This window comes from Stenotrophomonas sp. 01N47, from assembly GCF_056399165.1.
Map to the genome: position 1 here is coordinate 75,960 of NZ_JBFTQU010000007.1, position 16,636 is coordinate 92,595.

At 67.0% G+C, this 16,636-nt stretch carries 15 protein-coding genes; 12 read left to right on the plus strand and 3 right to left on the minus strand.

Annotated features, from left to right (window positions below; translation table 11 throughout):
- Positions 1-23 precede the first annotated feature (23 nt).
- The 5 genes from AC1DKR_RS14930 to AC1DKR_RS14950 all read left to right on the plus strand — a co-directional run bounded on the left by AC1DKR_RS14930 (position 24) and on the right by AC1DKR_RS14950 (position 5,341).
- Positions 24-995, plus strand: coding sequence for a potassium channel beta subunit family protein (locus AC1DKR_RS14930; protein WP_033830379.1), 972 nt, complete (start codon positions 24-26; stop codon positions 993-995).
- A gap of 197 nt (positions 996-1,192) precedes the next feature.
- A complete protein-coding gene (gene hemP / locus AC1DKR_RS14935) occupies positions 1,193-1,387 on the plus strand; it encodes a hemin uptake protein HemP (protein ID WP_005412278.1) in 195 nt (64 codons plus the stop codon).
- Between the two features lie 152 nt (positions 1,388-1,539).
- Positions 1,540-3,726: a TonB-dependent hemoglobin/transferrin/lactoferrin family receptor gene (locus AC1DKR_RS14940; protein ID WP_478033352.1), complete on the plus strand. Its 2,187-nt coding sequence runs from the start codon at positions 1,540-1,542 to the stop codon at positions 3,724-3,726.
- A gap of 4 nt (positions 3,727-3,730) precedes the next feature.
- Positions 3,731-4,333, plus strand: coding sequence for a ChuX/HutX family heme-like substrate-binding protein (locus tag AC1DKR_RS14945; RefSeq protein WP_099782885.1), 603 nt, complete (start codon positions 3,731-3,733; stop codon positions 4,331-4,333).
- Positions 4,334-4,405: 72 nt separating this feature from the next.
- Positions 4,406-5,341: a DUF6607 family protein gene (locus tag AC1DKR_RS14950; RefSeq protein WP_478033353.1), complete on the plus strand. Its 936-nt coding sequence runs from the start codon at positions 4,406-4,408 to the stop codon at positions 5,339-5,341.
- A 197-nt stretch (positions 5,342-5,538) separates the two neighbouring features.
- On the opposite strand, the gene AC1DKR_RS14955 is transcribed toward AC1DKR_RS14950, so the two are convergent.
- Together AC1DKR_RS14955 and AC1DKR_RS14960 are read right to left on the minus strand one after the other, a co-directional pair.
- Positions 5,539-8,052, minus strand: a complete 2,514-nt coding sequence (locus AC1DKR_RS14955; protein ID WP_478033354.1) for an ABC transporter permease — start codon at positions 8,050-8,052, stop codon at positions 5,539-5,541.
- Entirely contained in the window at positions 8,049-8,696 is a 648-nt protein-coding gene (locus tag AC1DKR_RS14960; protein WP_059066070.1) for an ABC transporter ATP-binding protein, read from the minus strand. Before AC1DKR_RS14960 ends, AC1DKR_RS14955 begins: the two co-directional genes overlap by 4 nt.
- A gap of 75 nt (positions 8,697-8,771) precedes the next feature.
- Here AC1DKR_RS14960 and AC1DKR_RS14965 point away from each other — a divergent pair, with 75 nt between their 5' ends.
- The 3 genes from AC1DKR_RS14965 (at position 8,772) to AC1DKR_RS14975 (ending at position 11,645) form a co-directional block, all read left to right on the plus strand.
- Positions 8,772-9,419, plus strand: coding sequence for an arylesterase (locus AC1DKR_RS14965; RefSeq protein WP_059066041.1), 648 nt, complete (start codon positions 8,772-8,774; stop codon positions 9,417-9,419).
- 90 nt (positions 9,420-9,509) lie between these two features.
- Complete coding sequence (locus tag AC1DKR_RS14970) at positions 9,510-10,223, plus strand: response regulator transcription factor (RefSeq protein WP_002811889.1); 714 nt, start codon at positions 9,510-9,512, stop codon at positions 10,221-10,223.
- 150 nt (positions 10,224-10,373) lie between these two features.
- Positions 10,374-11,645, plus strand: a complete 1,272-nt coding sequence (locus tag AC1DKR_RS14975) for a sensor histidine kinase (protein WP_032974932.1) — start codon at positions 10,374-10,376, stop codon at positions 11,643-11,645.
- A 243-nt stretch (positions 11,646-11,888) separates the two neighbouring features.
- Here the strand turns inward: AC1DKR_RS14975 and AC1DKR_RS14980 are convergent, their stop codons facing one another.
- Entirely contained in the window at positions 11,889-12,587 is a 699-nt protein-coding gene (locus AC1DKR_RS14980; RefSeq protein WP_223494261.1) for an SGNH/GDSL hydrolase family protein, read from the minus strand.
- Between the two features lie 235 nt (positions 12,588-12,822).
- Here AC1DKR_RS14980 and AC1DKR_RS14985 point away from each other — a divergent pair, with 235 nt between their 5' ends.
- The 4 genes from AC1DKR_RS14985 (at position 12,823) to AC1DKR_RS15000 (ending at position 16,633) form a co-directional block, all read left to right on the plus strand.
- Complete coding sequence (locus AC1DKR_RS14985; protein WP_025877898.1) at positions 12,823-13,218, plus strand: diacylglycerol kinase; 396 nt, start codon at positions 12,823-12,825, stop codon at positions 13,216-13,218.
- 33 nt (positions 13,219-13,251) lie between these two features.
- Positions 13,252-14,001: a TerC family protein gene (locus AC1DKR_RS14990; protein WP_223494262.1), complete on the plus strand. Its 750-nt coding sequence runs from the start codon at positions 13,252-13,254 to the stop codon at positions 13,999-14,001.
- Positions 14,002-14,253: 252 nt separating this feature from the next.
- Positions 14,254-15,414 carry an MFS transporter gene (locus AC1DKR_RS14995; protein ID WP_478033355.1) on the plus strand — a complete coding sequence of 387 codons (1,161 nt, stop codon included), beginning with the start codon at positions 14,254-14,256 and terminating at the stop codon, positions 15,412-15,414.
- 598 nt (positions 15,415-16,012) lie between these two features.
- Positions 16,013-16,633, plus strand: a complete 621-nt coding sequence (locus AC1DKR_RS15000; protein ID WP_230113392.1) for a LemA family protein — start codon at positions 16,013-16,015, stop codon at positions 16,631-16,633.
- Positions 16,634-16,636: the final 3 nt, after the last annotated feature.

Here is a 16,636-nt window from a genome sequence, read left to right on the forward strand (position 1 = left end):
CGGGCCCGCAGCAGGAGAATCGCATGCTCTACCGTCGCCTTGGCTCCACCGGCCTGCCGATTTCCGCCCTGTCCTTCGGCGCCTGGGTGACCTTCGGCGACCAGGTGCCACGCGATGAGGCGCGCAACCTGGTGGCGGCGGCCTGGGACCATGGCATCAACTTCTTCGACAACGCCGAGGGCTATGCCAACGGCCGCGCAGAGCAGGTGATGGGCGATGTGCTTGTCGACCTGCGCCTGCCGCGCGATGGTTTCTGCGTGTCCAGCAAGGTGTTCTTCGGCAGTGCCAAGGACCCCCGGCCCACCCAGCGCGGCCTGTCGCGCAAGCATGTGACCGACGCCTGCCACGCTGCGCTCAAGCGCCTGCGGGTGGACTACCTGGACCTTTATTACTGTCATCGTCCGGATCCGGACGCGCCGATCGCTGAGACGGTGCATGCCATGGACACCCTGGTCCGGCAGGGCAAGGTGCTGTACTGGGGTACGTCGGAATGGTCGGCCAACCAGATCCAGGAGGCGGTGGACATCGCCGCGCGCCACAACCTGCAGGCGCCGTCGATGGAGCAGCCGCAGTACAACCTGCTGCACCGTCAGCGCGTGGAAGTGGAGTACGCGCCGCTGTATGCCACTGCCGGACTGGGCACCACGATCTTCTCGCCGCTGGCCTCGGGCCTGCTGAGCGGCAAGTACGACGATGGCGTCCCGGCCGATGCGCGCCTGGGCCGCGAAGGCATGGGCTGGCTGCAGGACCTGGTGCTGGGCGACAACGCCGATGAGCGTTTGGCCCGGGTGCGCCGCTTCAGTGCGGTGGCCCGCGAGCTGGGTCACGCCCCGGCCAGCCTGGCCATCGCCTGGTGCCTGCGCAATCCCAACGTCTCCAGCGTGATCCTCGGCGCCAGCCGGGTCAGCCAGCTGTTGCAGAACCTGCAGGCGCTGGACGTGCTGGCGCAGGTGGACGACGCCGGCTGGGCGCAGGTGGAAGCCGTATTCGCCTGAGGAACGGGGACAGGGGGTAGGGCCGAACCCACGCTCGGTCGGCCCTCCCGCGCCCAGTTGCGCCGGTTTCAATAGATGGTGGCTATCGGATATTAGATTTCGATCATTAATTCCATCAATGAAGTTGAGAATGGTTGTTGATTGTCAACTGAGAATCATTATCATTTAACTCGTCCCTCGCACGAGTCCAGATGCTCATGAATGCTCAACCTGTACTGCTGCGCCCCGAAACGCTGACCCTCCGCGACCGCCCCGTTCGTGTCGTGCCGCCGGAAGAGGTCATCGACAGCGAAGCCCTGCTCAAGGGCCGTCGTGAAATCCTGATCCAGCACGGTGACCGCTTCTACCGTCTGCGTCATACCAGCAACGACAAGCTGATCCTGACCAAGTAACGCGGTCTGGTCGCCCGCCTCCCTCCCTCCTGTCGGCAGCGCCGGCAGGGTGGGCGACCCGTCCGCCCCTGCTCTCTCCCCCTCGGTCTACCTTTCATGCCTGTTTGGCGTGGCGGTGGCCGGGGGTTCCCCTGCCTGACCGAACGATGCCGATGACCCGCCCGACTGCCCTTTCCATTGCCCTGTGGATGGCCCTGCCGCTGTCCGCCCACGCTGCTGCCGATGCCGCGCCCGACGCGCGCGAGTTCGATCGCGTGCAGGTCACCGCCACCCGTACCGAACGTGCGGTCAGCGATGTCGCCGCCACCGTCGATGTGATCGACCGCGAGCAGATGGACCGGCAGCTGGTGCAGGACATCAAGGATCTTGTCCGCTACGAGCCGGGCCTGTCGGTCAGCCGCAGTGCCACCCGTTTCGGCCTCGGCAGCATCCGTATCCGTGGCCTGGACGGCAACCGCGTGCGCATCCAGACCGATGGCATCGCCATGCCGACCAGCTTCAACATCGGCTCGTTCTCCAACGCCAACCGCAACTTCACCGACCTGGACACGCTCAAGCGCGTGGAGATCGTGCGCGGGCCGGCCAGTTCGCTGTACGGCTCGGACGCACTTGGCGGCGTGGTTGCCTTCGTCACCAAGGATCCGGCTGATTACCTCAAGGATGGCAAGGACAGCTACGTCGGCCTGAAATTCGGCTACGACGGCGAGTGGAAAGGCCTGCTCGGTGGCCTCACCAGCGCCTTCGGTGGCGAACACTGGAGTGGCATGGTCAACATCAACCACCGCCAGGGCCAGGAAACCGACAACAAGGGCGATGTGCGCAGCAATGACAACACGCGCACTGCGGCCAACCCGCAGGACCGCGATGGTCGCAGCGGCCTGGCCAAGCTGGTCTATGCGCCCAACGAAGACCAGCGTTTCCGCCTGACCGTGGAAGGCAACGAAGACAACACCGATACCGACGTGCTGTCCTCGATCGACCGCACCACCACCACCGGCATGAAGGCGCGCGACAAGCAGAGCCGCACCCGCGTGTCCTTCGCCCACGAGATGGATGCGCTGGACAAGGGCTTTGCCGACAGCCTGCACTGGCAGGTCTACACGCAGGACAGCGAAACCACGCAGCGCACCGATGAGGCGCGCGCCAATGGCAGTCGCCGCCATCGCGAGTTCAGTTTCGATCAGCGCGTGTATGGCCTGCAGGCGGTGTTCAACAAGGCCTTCAGCACCGGCAGCGTCGAACACGCGCTGACCTATGGCTTCGATGGCGCCCGCACCGAGATCCGCCAGAAGCGCGATGGCTACCAGGTCAGCAACCGTGGCGTGGTCAGCACGACGATCCTGCCCGACGCGTTCCCCGTGCGCGATTTCCCCATCAGCAAGACCACCGAGCTGGGCCTGTACGCGCAGGATGAAATGCGCCTGGCCGACGGCAAGCTGTCGCTGGTGCCGGGCGTGCGCGTGGACCGCTACGAACTGAAGCCGGACGTGGACAGCATCTTCGCCGAGGACAACCCCGGCGTGGCCGTGTCGGAACTGAAGAAGACCAGCGTGTCGCCGAAGTTCGGCCTGGTCTATCGCTTCACCGACGAGTGGTCGCTGTTTGCCGGTTACTCGCGTGGTTTCCGCTCGCCGCCGTACAACGACGTCAACCTCGGCTTCACCAATTTCGCTTTCGGCTACACCGCCATTCCCAATCCGGACCTGAAGCCGGAAACCAGCGACGGCGTCGAGCTGGGCCTGCGCTTCCTGTCGCCGGCGGCGTACGTGAGCCTGAGCGGCTATTACAACGACTACAAGGACTTCATCGAGTCGCAGACGCTGGTGGGTACCAATCCGCAGGGCTTGATGGTGTTCCAGTCGCGCAACATCGCCGACGCACGCATCTACGGCGCCGAACTGAAGGCCGGCGTCGACTTCGGCCAGATCAGTCCCGCACTGCAGGGCTGGGCGCTGCGCAGTGCGGTGGCGTGGTCGCGCGGCGACAACAAGACCGAAGACACGCCGCTGGATTCGGTCGATCCGCTGCGCGGCACCGTCGGCCTGATGTACGACACCGATACCTGGGGTGTTGAACTGGCAGGCACCTTCGTCAAGCGCAAGGACCGGCTGGCCAGCACCACCGCCTATCGCCCGGCCGGTTATGGCGTGGCCGACCTGATGGCGCATTGGAACTTCGCTCCGGGCGCCACTTTCAACGTCGGTGTGTTCAACCTGGGTGACAAGCGTTACATCGATTGGTCCAACGTCGGCTCGACCCTGTCGGCCACCAGTACCGTTCTGGATCGCTATACCAGCCCCGGCCGCACTCTGTCGGCCAGCCTTGCCGTGTCCTGGTGATCCCATGAGCCGAGCCCTGTCCGCGCGTCGCCTGCCGTCCTCCCTGTCGCGTTCGTCGCTGCGGGCCTGGCCCGCGCCGGCACAGCTGGCAGCGCTCGGCACCGTGTTGTGCCTGTATCACGCCGATGGCAACGAGCTGGGCGGTTGGCGCCAGGCGGTATCGGTGCATGCCTGCCAGGGCGTGGACAGCGAGGGCCTGCGCGAAAGCCTGTGCTTCCTCGATGCACGTGGCCGTTGCGTGTGGCGCCTGTACCTGTTGCCGGACAGCGATTTCCTGGCCTGGGACCGGCTGGTGGCGACGCTGCCGCCGGGCCCTTCGCACGATAGCGATGGCAGCGTCGGTGAACGCCTGTGGCGGCGCCTGGCCGGGCACCTGGGCGGACAACGCTGGCGTCTGTGCACGCTGCGCCTGCACGCCGCCGACGAGGGCCGGACCCTGGCCGCCAGCCTGTCCACGCTGTCTTCGCTCGGTGCCGCCACCGCGCGCCGCATCGCACGCATGGAAGGCGCCGAAGGCGAACTGGCGATCGACGACTGCTGCTGCGCCGACGCCGCACGCCGCCCTGCCGCGCGCGCTCCCGGCGACCTGCCGCTGGTCCGCCTGTGACCTGATTGCGATGGATTGCTTGTCGGCCAGGATGGCCTTTCCACGAAACCTGCAACCCCGAAGGAAGACCCGATGAAGTTCCAGACAGCCAGCGTGATGGTGCTGCTCGCCGCCAGTGGCGCCGCCAGCGCGCAGCCCTCCGACATCGCCCGCGACCATGACAGCATCCTTGCCATGCAGGGGGAGTACACGGTGGATTTCGCCTTCGATGAGACCGTGCTGCTGAAGCCGGGCTACGAGCGCGCGCCGGCCATGCGCAGCGGTGGCAACGAAGTGGTGATCGTGGTCGAGGACACGCCGAAGCGCATCGTGCTGCAGCACCTGCTGCTGGACGAGAAGAGCGGCCACGTGACCAAGCACTGGCGGCAGGACTGGGTGTATGAAGCGCCGAACCGCTTCGAGTTCAGCGCCGACCAGACCTGGCAGGTGCGCACGATCGCGGCGGCGACCAACCAGGGCGCCTGGACCCAGTGCGTGTATGAAGTCAGCGATGCACCGCGCTACTGCGGCACCGGCACGTGGACCTACAGCAACAACGTGCCGACCTGGACCAGCGACATCAGCTGGCGCCCGCTGCCACGCCGCGAGTACACCAAGCGCAGCGATTACAACGCGCTGGCCGTAGTCAACCGCCACACCCTGACCCCGAACGGCTGGACCCACGAGCAGTTCAACACCAAGGTGCAGCGCAACGCTGATGGCAGCCAGGTCGAAATCGCCCGCGAATTCGGCTTCAACGACTACATCAGGACCACCGAGGTCGACTTCACCCCGGCGCGCGATTACTGGAAAGCCACTGCCGGTTACTGGAGCAAGGTGCGCCAGCGTTGGGACGGCTTCCTGACCCAGGCCCCGGGCGTGCACCTGAAGACCAAGCTCGACGGCATGGCGATGATCATCCCGTTGTTCACCCAGGCCGAGGACGTGCAGGCCGGCAAGAAGGTGAAGGACAAGCAGATCGACGAAGTCTTCGCCAAGTACGTGGAAAAGGCGCCGAAGGAAGGTTGATCGGCGCGCTGCGGTGCCGGCCTTGCCCGGCACCGTATCCACGCATGGCGTGGATCTACCGGGATCATCGGCACTGCATCCACGCATGACGTGGATCTACTGGGACCATCGGCGCTGCATCCACGCATGGCGTGGATCTACTGGGGCTCGTTAGTAGATCCACGCCATGCGTGGATGCCTTTGCTTTCACAACGGCGTCAGGCCTCCCGCAACGCCAATGCCGGTGGCGTGTGCAGGATCCGCCGGGTCCCCAGCCAGCCGGCCAGCAGGCTCAGCGCGATGCCGAGCAGGCCACCCAGCAGCAGTCCCGGCCACGGCGGCAGCAGCGGCAGTTCGAACACCTTCTGCGACACCGCAACGCCGATCACCGCTGCCGCGCCCACCGCCAGCAGCGCCGCCAGCGCGCCCAGCGCACCGAACTCGACCAGTACCGCGCCACGCAGCTGGCGCCGCGTTGCACCCAGCGTGCGCAGCACCGCGCTGTCATAGCGCCGCTCGCCAGCCGTCGCCTGCAGTGCCGCCAGCAGCACCAGCACGCCGGCCAGCAGGCTGAACACCATCACCAGCTGCACCGCCTGCGCCACCCGTTCCATCACATCGCGCACCTGCGAGATCACTGCATCCACGTCCAGCAGCGACAGGTTCGGCTGCGCGCGCACCAGGGCCCCGAGACCCGCCGCCCGTCCCGCCGGCAGGTGGAACGCCGACAGCAGGTTGTGCGGCGTATCGCCCACCGCGTTCGGGTTCAGCAGCACGAAGAAGTTCGGCCGGAAGGTGTTCCAGTCCGCCTTGCGCACGCTGGTGACGCTGAACTCGCGCTCCTGCTCACCCACCGCAATGGTGATGCGGTCGCCGGGGTACACGCCGTAGCGCTTGGCCCAGCCGATCTCCACCGAGGCCTCGGCGGCGGTGCTGTCCGGCTTCCAGAAGGTGCCGTTGACCAGCGTATTGGCCGGCGGGAACGTGCTGCGCCAACTGAAGTTCAGCGGCCGGTTCTCGTCATCGTCGTCGCGCTGGCCTTCGCCCTGCGGTTGAGTGTCCTCGGCCGGCGTGCGGTCGACCCGCAGCGGCGGCTTGCCGTTGATCGCGATCAGGCGGCCGGTGGCCATCGGTTCGATGCTGGCATCGTGCGCACCCAGGCCCTGCAGTGCAGCCAGCACGCTGTCGCGCTGCTCGGGCTGGATGTTGATCAGGAAATAATTGGGCGTGTCCGCAGGCAGGCGCTCGCGCCACTGCTGCAGCAGGCCGGGGCCGATCACCGCCAGCAACAGCAGGGCGCACAGCGACAGTGACAGCCCCACCAGCTGCATCACCGCCAGCATCCGCCGCCGCGTCAGCGCCGCCAGGCCCAACCGCCAGTTGCCGTGCAGGCGGTGCTGCAGGCCGCGCAGCAGCTGCAGCAGCAGGAACCCGACCACGCCGGCGGCCACCGCCAGCCCGGCCAGGCCACCGAGCACCCACAGTGCCAGTTTCAGATCGCCGGTGACCTGCACCGCCAGTACCAGGCTGGCCGCCAGCGCAGCCACATAGGCCAGCAGCGAGGCCGGCGGCAAGGCAGCGAACGAGCGGTTGAGCACGCGCATCGGCGGCACGCCACGCAGGCGCAGCAGCGGCGGCAGTCCGAAGCCGAACAGCAGCAACAGGCCGATCCCCGCGCCGGTCAGCGCAGGCATGGCTTCGGGCAGCGGCAGGCGTTGCGGCACCAGGCTGCCCAGTACCTGCACCAGTCCTTCCTGTGCCGCCATGCCCAGGCCGATGCCGATCGCACACGCCGGCACCGCCAGCATCAGCAACTGCAGCGCCAGGCCGGCCAGGATGTCGCGCTGGCGTGCGCCCAGGCAGCGCAGGATCGCCACCTGGTCGATGCGACGCAGCGCGAACCGGTTGGCCGCCAGCGCGGTCGCAACACCGGCCAACAGCACCGCCAGCAGCGCGCTCAGGCCGAGGAAACGACCGGCCAGGTCGAAGGCCTGGCGCACACCGCGCTGGGTATCGTTCACGCCGAGCAGGCGCATGCCTTTTACCTGCGGTAGCAGCCATTGCCGGAATGATGCGATGTCGGCGGCAGGGCCGGCGAACATCACCCGGTAATTGATGCGGCTGCCGGGGCCGAGCAGGCCGGTGCCTTCCACGTCGGCGCGGTTGACCAGCAGGGTCGGCGACAGCGTCAGGAGGTCGCCACCGGCATCCGGTTCCGATTCGATGATGCCGGCGATGCGCAGCGTGCCCGCACCGAATTCCAGATCGTCGCCAGCCTTCAGGCCCAGTGCCTGCAGCAGGCGTGGGTCGGCATAGGCCTGGCCCTTGGCCGGCATTCCGGCATCGGCGATCAGCGCGCCGCCGGGCGTGGCGCGCACGCGCAGCGCGCCGCGCAGGGGGTAGCCCGCTTCCACGGCCTTGATGCTGGCCATCTGGCTGGCATCGCCCTGGAACAGCACGCTGCCGAAGCTGGCCAGCCGCGTATGCGCCAGGCCGCGTCGCTGCGCCTCCTCAGCGAACGCGGCGGGCGGGTCATCGCGGCCGGCCACGCCGAGGTCGCCGCCGAGCATTTCCGCTGCGCTGCCGGTCAATGCCAGGTTGACCCGGTTCACCAGCGTGCCCACCGCCGTCATCACCGCCACGCCCAGTACCAGGGCGGCGAACACGGTCAGCAGGTCACCTGCCAGGGCCTCGCGGCGCAGCGCGCGCCACGCATGCCGCAGCAGGTTCATGCGTCCACTCCATGTTCCACCGGCTGCAGGCGGCCGTTGTCGATGCGATGGATGTACTGGCAGCGCTGCGCCAGGCGCAGGTCGTGGGTGACCAGCACCAGCGTGGTACCGCTGCCGGCATTGAGTTCGAACAGCAGATCGCTGATGTGCTGGCCGGTGGCCTGGTCCAGTGAACCGGTGGGTTCGTCGGCGAACAGGATGCGCGGGCGGCTGACAAAGGCGCGGGCAAGGGCGACACGCTGCTGCTCGCCGCCGGACAACTGCCGCGGATAGTGGCGGGCGCGATGCGAGAGCCCGACCGCTGCCAGCACCTCGTCCACCCGCGTGCGGTCCTCGCGCCCGGCCAGTTCCAGCGGCAGCGCGATGTTCTCGGCCGCCGTCAGCGCCGGCAGCAGATGGAAGCTCTGGAAGACGAAGCCGACGTCGCGCGCGCGCAGCTGTGCACGCGCTTCTTCGTCCAGTGCCGTCAGATCCTGGCCCGCCAGCGCGATGCGGCCACGGCTGGGCAGGTCCAGCCCGGCCAGCAGGCCGAGCAGGGTGGTCTTGCCGGAACCAGAGGCGCCGACGATGGCCACGCTGGTGCCTTCATGGACGGTCAGGGTGATGTTGTCCAGTATGTGGACTTCACCCTCCGGGCCATGCACGGATTTGCCGACCTGGTCGACGGCGATGGCGACGGGCGCGCTGCGGGGGGACAGGCTGTCGATGAGGAGACTCCAATGCACAAGACGGAATGGAGCCGGCAAGCCGGCGCAATGATGATGCTGTTGCTAGGGTTGCTGCTGTTGCCGGCACTGGCGTGTGCCAAAGGTCCGGGCGGCGGTACCGTGCTGGTGCTCGGTGACAGCCTCAGTGCCGCCCACAATATCCCGGCCGATGCCGGCTGGGTCAGCCTGCTGCAGCAGCGGGTCAGGCAGCAGTCGAAAACCCCGCCCCGCATCGTCAATGCCAGCATGAGCGGGGAAACCACCGCTGGCGCGCTGACCCGCCTGCCGGGCCTGCTTGGCCGGGAGAAGCCCACGGTGGTGGTGATCGCCCTCGGTGGCAACGATGCGCTGCGCGGGCTGACCCCGGCGCAGGTGCAGGGCAACCTGGAAAAGATGGTGCAGGCCAGCCAGAAGGCCGGTGCCAAGGTGCTGTTGCTGGGCATCGACGTGCCGCCCAACTATGGACCGGGCTACCGCCAGCGCCTGGCTGCGGCGTACCGGGCACTGGCCACGCAGTACAAGGTGCCGTTGCTGCCGTTCCTGCTGGAAGGCGTGGCCCTGCAGCCGGGTTTGATGCAGGCCGACGGCCTGCATCCCACCGCGCAGGCGCAGCCGAAGGTGCTGGACAACGTCTGGCCGCTGCTGAAACCGCTGCTGTGAGCAGGCCATCTTCTTTTCATTGACGCAACTTCACGTCGCGTGCACCGTCGATCGGGCATGTTTCACAAAGCTGAAGAAAGAGGGATTCTCATGCGTCAGACGAAGGAGACTTCCGGCTTGGTGCTGGTGGTCGAAGACAACCGCAATATCTCCGAGATGATCGGTGAATACCTGGAAGGCCGTGGCTTCGAGGTCGACTATGCGCAGGATGGCCTGGACGGCTACCGTCTGGCTGCCGAGAACAGCTACGACGTCGTCGTGCTGGACCTCATGCTGCCGCGGCTGGATGGCATCGAAGTGTGCCGCCGGCTGCGCAACGATGCGCGCAAGTCGACCCCGGTGCTGATGCTGACCGCGCGCGACACGCTGGATGACAAGCTCACCGGTCTTGGCTTTGGTGCCGACGATTACCTGACCAAGCCGTTCGCGATCCAGGAACTGGAAGCCCGCCTGCGCGCGCTGATCCGCCGCGAACGTCGCCAGGTGGGTTCGGAAGTGCTCAAGGTCGCCGACCTGGTGCTCGATCCGGTCAGCATGCGTGCCACCCGTGCTGGCACCGAGCTGCAGTTGTCGCCGATCGGCCTGCGCCTGCTGACCATCCTGATGCGTGAATCGCCGCGTGTGGTCACCCGCCAGGAAATCGAGCGCGAGATCTGGGGCAACGGCCTGCCTGATTCGGACACGTTGCGCAGCCATCTGTACAACCTGCGCAAGATCATCGACAAGCCGTTCGATCGGCCGCTGCTGCACACCGTGCAGAGCGCGGGCTATCGCATCGCCGATATCGCCCAGCCGATGGCCTGATCGACGTCGTGCCGGTGTTGCAGCAGAACCGGCACGGCCGTGGTCGGCAGGGAAGGGGTGAACGTTCCGGATACCGGGTCGTCATCGTCCATGCACGATCACGGCACAGCGCGCTGCCTATAATCGCAGCGCTCTGACCGGGACACCGCAATGCCGCACGGCCTGCCGCGCAAGATCCGTATCGCTTTCATCCTGCAAGCCGTGCTGGCCAGCCTGGGTATCCTGCTGGGTGCCTGGCTGGTTTCGCTGGTGATCAAGCACAGCTTGGTGGGCGCTGCCCTGCGCGAAGAAGCGGCGTACTACTGGACACTGCACGAGGCCTCGCCCGTGCAGCCGCCGCCCAATACCCAGAACATCCGTGGCTACCTGCTGGAACGTGGGCAGTCCAGCCTGTCACTGCCGGCCAACCTGCGCACGTTGGAACCGGGTTTCCACGAACTGCCCGACGACGATCAGCTGGTGCTGGTCGACGCCCGCGAAGAGGGGCGCCTGTACCTGGTGTTCCTGCGCTCGCGCGCGGAAATGTTGGCGTTCTGGTTCGGCATCGTGCCGGTGCTGCTGACCCTGCTGGCGGTATATGGCGCCTCCTGGATCACCTACCGTGCCTCCAAACGCCTGGTATCGCCGGTGAACTGGCTGGCGCGCCGTGTCTCGCGCTGGGACCCGGGTCATCCGGAAGCGGCCGACCTGGAGCCGAACAAGCTGCCGGCGGACATGCAGGGCGAGACCCGGCAGCTGGCGGCAGCACTGCATTCGCTGGCCAACCGGGTCACCGCGCACGTGGCGCGCGAGCGCAACTTCACCCGTGATGCCAGCCATGAACTGCGCACGCCGCTGACGGTGATCCGCGTGGCCAGCGACATGGCGCTGGGCGATGAAAGCCTGGAGCCGCGCCTGCGCCGCAGCCTGCAGCGCATCCAGCGTGCCGGACGGGACATGGAAGCGGTGATCGATGCCTTCCTGATCCTGGCTCGTGAGGCCGACGTCGAGCCGCAGGTGGAACTGTTCGACGTCAACGACATCGTTCGTTACGAAGTGGACAACGCCAACGAGCTGCTGGTGGGACGGCCGCTGGCGGTGCACCTGCACAGCGACGCGGCCGTGCAGCTGCACGCACCACCGCGGGTGCTGCAGGTGGTGGTCAGCAACCTGGTGCGCAACGCCTGCAGCTACACCGATGAAGGCCGCATCGACGTGCACGTGCACAACGACCGGGTGGTGGTGAGCGATACCGGCATCGGCATGTCCGCCGATGCGCTGTCGCGTGCGTTCGAGCCGTTCTATCGTGCCGATCCCAGCCGACCGCAGGGTACCGGCCTGGGGCTGTCGATCGTGCGTCGCCTGTGTGACCGCTTCGGCTGGAAGGTCAGCCTGGCCAGCGAGCTGGGCAAGGGCACCGAGGCGACGGTGATTTTCCGCTGAGGGCCGGGCGGCGCCCGGCACCCGCGGTAGTGCCGGCCGCTGGCCGGCAACCTCAACAGCAACAGCAACAGCAACAGCGGACATTCCGTGGGATGGCGGGGCGCTGTGGGTGTGCGGGGACGCCCACAGCGCCCCGCCTTCGACAGGTTACCGGCTGCTGATTTCGCCACTCAGTAGATCCACGCCATGCGTGGATGGGCATTTCCGGTAGTGCCGGCCGCTGGCCGGCAACCTCGGGATCAATCAGTTGCAGTTGACCTTCGGCGCCAGCGCCTTGGTCCAGATCGCATAGCCGGCCGGGGTCATGTGCAGCATGTCCTCGCGGAACAACGACGCATCGGGCTGGCCGTCGGCCCCGAGCATCGGGGTGTAGATGTCGGTGTAGCCGGTGTTGGGCAGCTTCGCCAACGCGGCCTTGATCTTCGCGTTGGCGTCGTTGATCGCCGGCAGCAGGTGCGCCCGCGATGGGCTGGGCTTGATCGAGACGTATTCCACCTTCGTCTTCGGCAGGTCGCGATGCACGCGCTGCACGAAGGCCACCACGTCATCGCGTACCTGGGTCGCGCTGCGGCCGCTGTTGAGGTCGTTGTCGCCGGCGTAGAAGAACACCTTGCACGGCGCGTACGGCACGATGGCCTGGCCGGCGTACCAGGTGCTGTCGCGTACTTCCGAACCCCCGAAGCCACGGTTGAACACCGGTTGCCCCGGGAAATCCCGGGCCAGGCTGTCCCACATGCGGAAGGACGAGCTGCCGATGAACTCGATGCCGCCGCGCGGCGGCGGAGTAGTCCGGTCGGCGCTGACGAAGGCGGCGATGTCGGCCTCCCAGGCCACGTTGGAGACCTGCGCAGGGATCTGCGGCGGCGCCGGCGGGCTCAGGGCCTGGGCCAGCGGCGCGGCCAGCAGGCCGAGCAGGATCAGGCAGGTGCGGGGACGGGTCATCAGGCACTCCGGCAGGGCAGGGGGTATCCATCATAGAAGCTGGGCTGGCCCCGCGCTTGGCCGTGCTGGGCCGTTTGCGGGGTCGTTCGCAGGGCCTCGCGGCGGGGCGTGCGGGGTGCCGCTGCCGCCCTTGTGGCAAAATGGGGGCTGTCTGCCTATCCCTGTGCACCCATGATTTCCTGCCGTGCGTCTGAGCGGTCGCTGCGCCGCGCCCCTGTTGCTGGATCCATCACCCGTGGCTGATCAGTTTGGCCACATGCCCCGCGGCCCGCGCCGCATCTTCCAGGCCGCCCGCTGGTCCTGGCAGGGCCTGCGTGCTGCCTGGCTGCACGAGTCCTCGTTCCGGCTGGAGGTCTACCTGCTGGTGCTGCTGACCCCGCTGGCGATCTGGCTGGGCCAGACCCCGGTGGAGCGCGCGCTGATGATCGGCTCGATGCTGCTGGTGCTGGCGATGGAGCTGGCCAACTCGGCCATCGAGGCGGTGATCGAGCGCTATGGCGCGGAAATCCACGAACTGGCCGGCCGCGCCAAGGACATGGGCTCGGCGGCGGTGTTCGTGCTGATGATGAACGTGCTGCTGTGCTGGGCCCTGGTGCTGGTGCCGCGATTGTTCCCGGCCAGCGTCGGCTGATCCTTCTTCCTCCCCCCTTGTTGAAGACTTCCCATGTCCCTTGAGCTTCTCGCCGATCCGAACGTCTGGTTGACCCTGTTCACCTTGAGCGCACTGGAAATCGTGCTCGGCATCGACAACCTGGTGTTCATCTCCATCGCCGTCAGCAAGCTGCCCGAAGAGCGCCGCCCGTTCGCGCGCCGCCTCGGCATCGCCGTGGCGTGCATCACCCGTATCGGCCTGCTGGTGTCGCTGGCGTACCTGGCGCACATGCAGGCAAACCTGTTCACCGTGGCCGGCATGGGCATCTCCATCCGCGACCTGGTGCTGATCGTCGGTGGCCTGTTCCTGATCATCAAGGGCTGGATGGAGATCAAGGAGATGATCACCGGTGGCGAGGACGAGGACCCGACCACCACCAAGACCTCGGCCGTGTTCGGCTACGTGATCGCGCAGATCGCGATCATCGACATCGTGTTCTCGCTGGACTCGGTGATCACCGCTGTCGGCATCGCCGACCACGTGCCGGTGATGGTGGCTGCGATCCTGTTGTCGGTGGCGGTGATGCTGCTGGCGGCCAACCCGCTGGGCCGCTTCATCGATGCCAACCCGACCGTGAAGATGCTGGCCCTGGCCTTCATCCTGCTGATCGGCGCGGTGTTGATCCTGGACGGCCTGGACGTGCACGTTCCCAAGCCCTACATCTACGCCGCGATGGGCTTCTCGGTGCTGGTGGAGTGGCTGAACCTGCTGATGCGCCGCCGCGCACGCGAACACCACGTGCCGGGCGCCGGCGACTGGTAAGCAATTCCCGAACCCCCGGCCAGCGCCGGGGGTTCTGCGTTCCAGGCGCCGCCGCGCTCGCCGGGCATGGCCCGGCGCCACCGAAGCGTGGGCCATGCCTGGCGGGGCTTCTTCCCGCAATGCCGGCTTGCACCTTCCACTTGTGAATCGGGATCAACAGTGTTTTCCCGTGCCGAGGCTTACTCCCGGCCGGCAAAGCGCGCAGGCTACGCGCTCATTTTCCACAGGGCCTGCCCCACGCAGGCAATCCCCATGAATTCCAGAGCCGCATTGCTGGCACTCGCCGTCGGCGCCTTCGCCATTGGCACCACCGAGTTCACCCCGATGGGCCTGCTGCCGGTCATCGCCAGCGGAGTGGGCGTCAGCATCCCCACCGCCGGCATGCTGATCACCGCCTATGCGGTGGGCGTGATGCTGGGCGCACCGGTGATGACCCTGCTGATGGGACGCTTCGGCAAGCGCACCGCGCTGATGCTGCTGATGTCGATCTTCGTGGTCGGCAACCTGCTGTCGGCGCTGGCCCCGAACTACGGCCTGCTGCTGCTGTCACGGCTGGTGACCAGCCTCAATCACGGTGCGTTCTTCGGCATCGGCGCGGTGGTCGCCGCCAGCCTGGTGCCGAAGGAGAAGCAGGCCGCGGCAGTGGCGACGATGTTCATGGGCCTGACCATCGCCAACATCGGCGGCGTACCGCTGGCGACCTGGGTCGGCCAGCAACTGGGGTGGCGTTTGGCCTTTGCCGGCACTGCCGTACTTGGCGTGGTGGCGATCACCGCATTGGCGATGGCACTGCCGCCGTCGGCCGCGGGTGCGCGCCCGGATGTTCGACGTGAACTGAAATCGATCATGCAGCCGCAGGTACTGCTGGCGATGGCGACCACGGTGCTGGGCGCAGGTGCGATGTTCACCCTCTACACCTACGTGGCGCCGGTGCTGACTGAACTGACCGGTGCGTCGAATGCCTTCATCGCGCTGTCGCTGGCATTGATCGGCATCGGCTTTACCTTCGGTAACGGTATTGGCGGCCGCATGGCCGACTGGTCGCTGGACGGCGCCACCCGGATCCTGCTGGCGGTACTTGCGGTGCTGATGTTCGTGCTGCCGCTGGCCTTCATGAGCCACGCGACTGCAGCGCTGGGTGTACTGCTGTTCGGTGCGGCGACCTTCGCCATCGTGCCGCCGTTGCAGATCCGGGTGATGCAGGCGGCGAGCGAGGCGCCGGGGCTGGCGTCGTCGATCAACGTCGGTGCGTTCAACCTCGGCAATGCACTGGGCGCGGCGCTGGGTGGTGCGGTGATCAGCCTGGGGCTGGGCTACGCCGCGATTCCGGTGGCCGGTGGCCTGCTGGCGGCATCGGCACTGCTGCTGGCGTGGCTGGGGCGTGCGCGCGTGCCGGTTGCTGAGGCTTGCTGAGAGGTGTGTTCCGGCAGGGCTGCGCCCTGCACCCGCAGAGGCGGTAGTGCCGGCCGCTGGCCGGCAACCTCAACCTCAACAGCAACGGCGGGCGTTCCGTGGGATGGCGGGGTGGGTCCGGTAGCAGGGGACGGCGCAAGTACGTCCCTGTAGCCTCGGTCGCGCCATCCATGGCGCTCACGCCCCTGCCACCGGACCCACCCCGCCTTCGACAGTCTCCCGCCGCTGTCGGAGCGGCGTTCTGTGCTGCTGTTGGTAGGTGTCGACCTTGGTCGACACAAATGTCTGAAGAATCGGCTTTTGCTTTTGATTTTGATTTTTTTCTTTTGATCTTCCCGCGGTGCGCAGGAAACCGTCCGTGGCCGGGAGGGTGGGTTGGCTGGGGGCGTGAGCCGCATGGATGCGGCGCCCGAGCCTACAAGGACGTATTCACGGCGTCCCCCAGCCAACCCACCCTCCCGGCCCACCCCGATATCCAGCAAACACAACCACCGCGGAGGGGGCGGCGCCCGATGGCCGACGATGGCCGACACTCTCCACACGCCCGTTAACACCGACCATGGCATGCTCGGCGCTCAGTCCACCCGGAGCCTTGGCCATGCGCCTGTTGACCCGCCTCATCCCATTGTTGCTGCTGGCCTCCCTGCTGTCCGGCTGCGGCTACAACGCCATCCAGCAGAAGGACGAAGCGGTCAAGGCCAGCTGGTCCGAAGTGCTCAACCAGTACAAGCGCCGCGCTGACCTGGTGCCCAACCTGGTGCAGACCGTGAAGGGTTTCGCCAGCCAGGAAGAGCGCGTGCTGACCGAAGTCACCAACGCCCGCTCGCGCGTTGGCCAGATCAACGTCAACGCCGACGATGAAGCCTCGCTCAAGCAGTTCCAGCAGGCCCAGGGTGAGCTCGGCAGCGCGTTGTCGCGCCTGCTGGTGGTTACCGAGAACTACCCGGTGCTGAAGTCCGACCAGAACTTCCGCGACCTGCAGGCGCAGCTGGAAGGCACCGAGAACCGCATCACCGTTGCCCGTGGCCGCTACATCCAGCAGGTGCAGGACTACAACACCTACATCCGCTCGTTCCCGCAGCTGATCACCGCCAAGATCTTCGGCTACCAGCCCAAGCCGAACTTCACCGTGGAAAACGAAGCGCAGATCTCCAACGCGCCGGCGGTTGATTTCGGCACCGCGCCGCAGCAGCAGCCAGCCCCGGCCCCGGGCCACTGACCG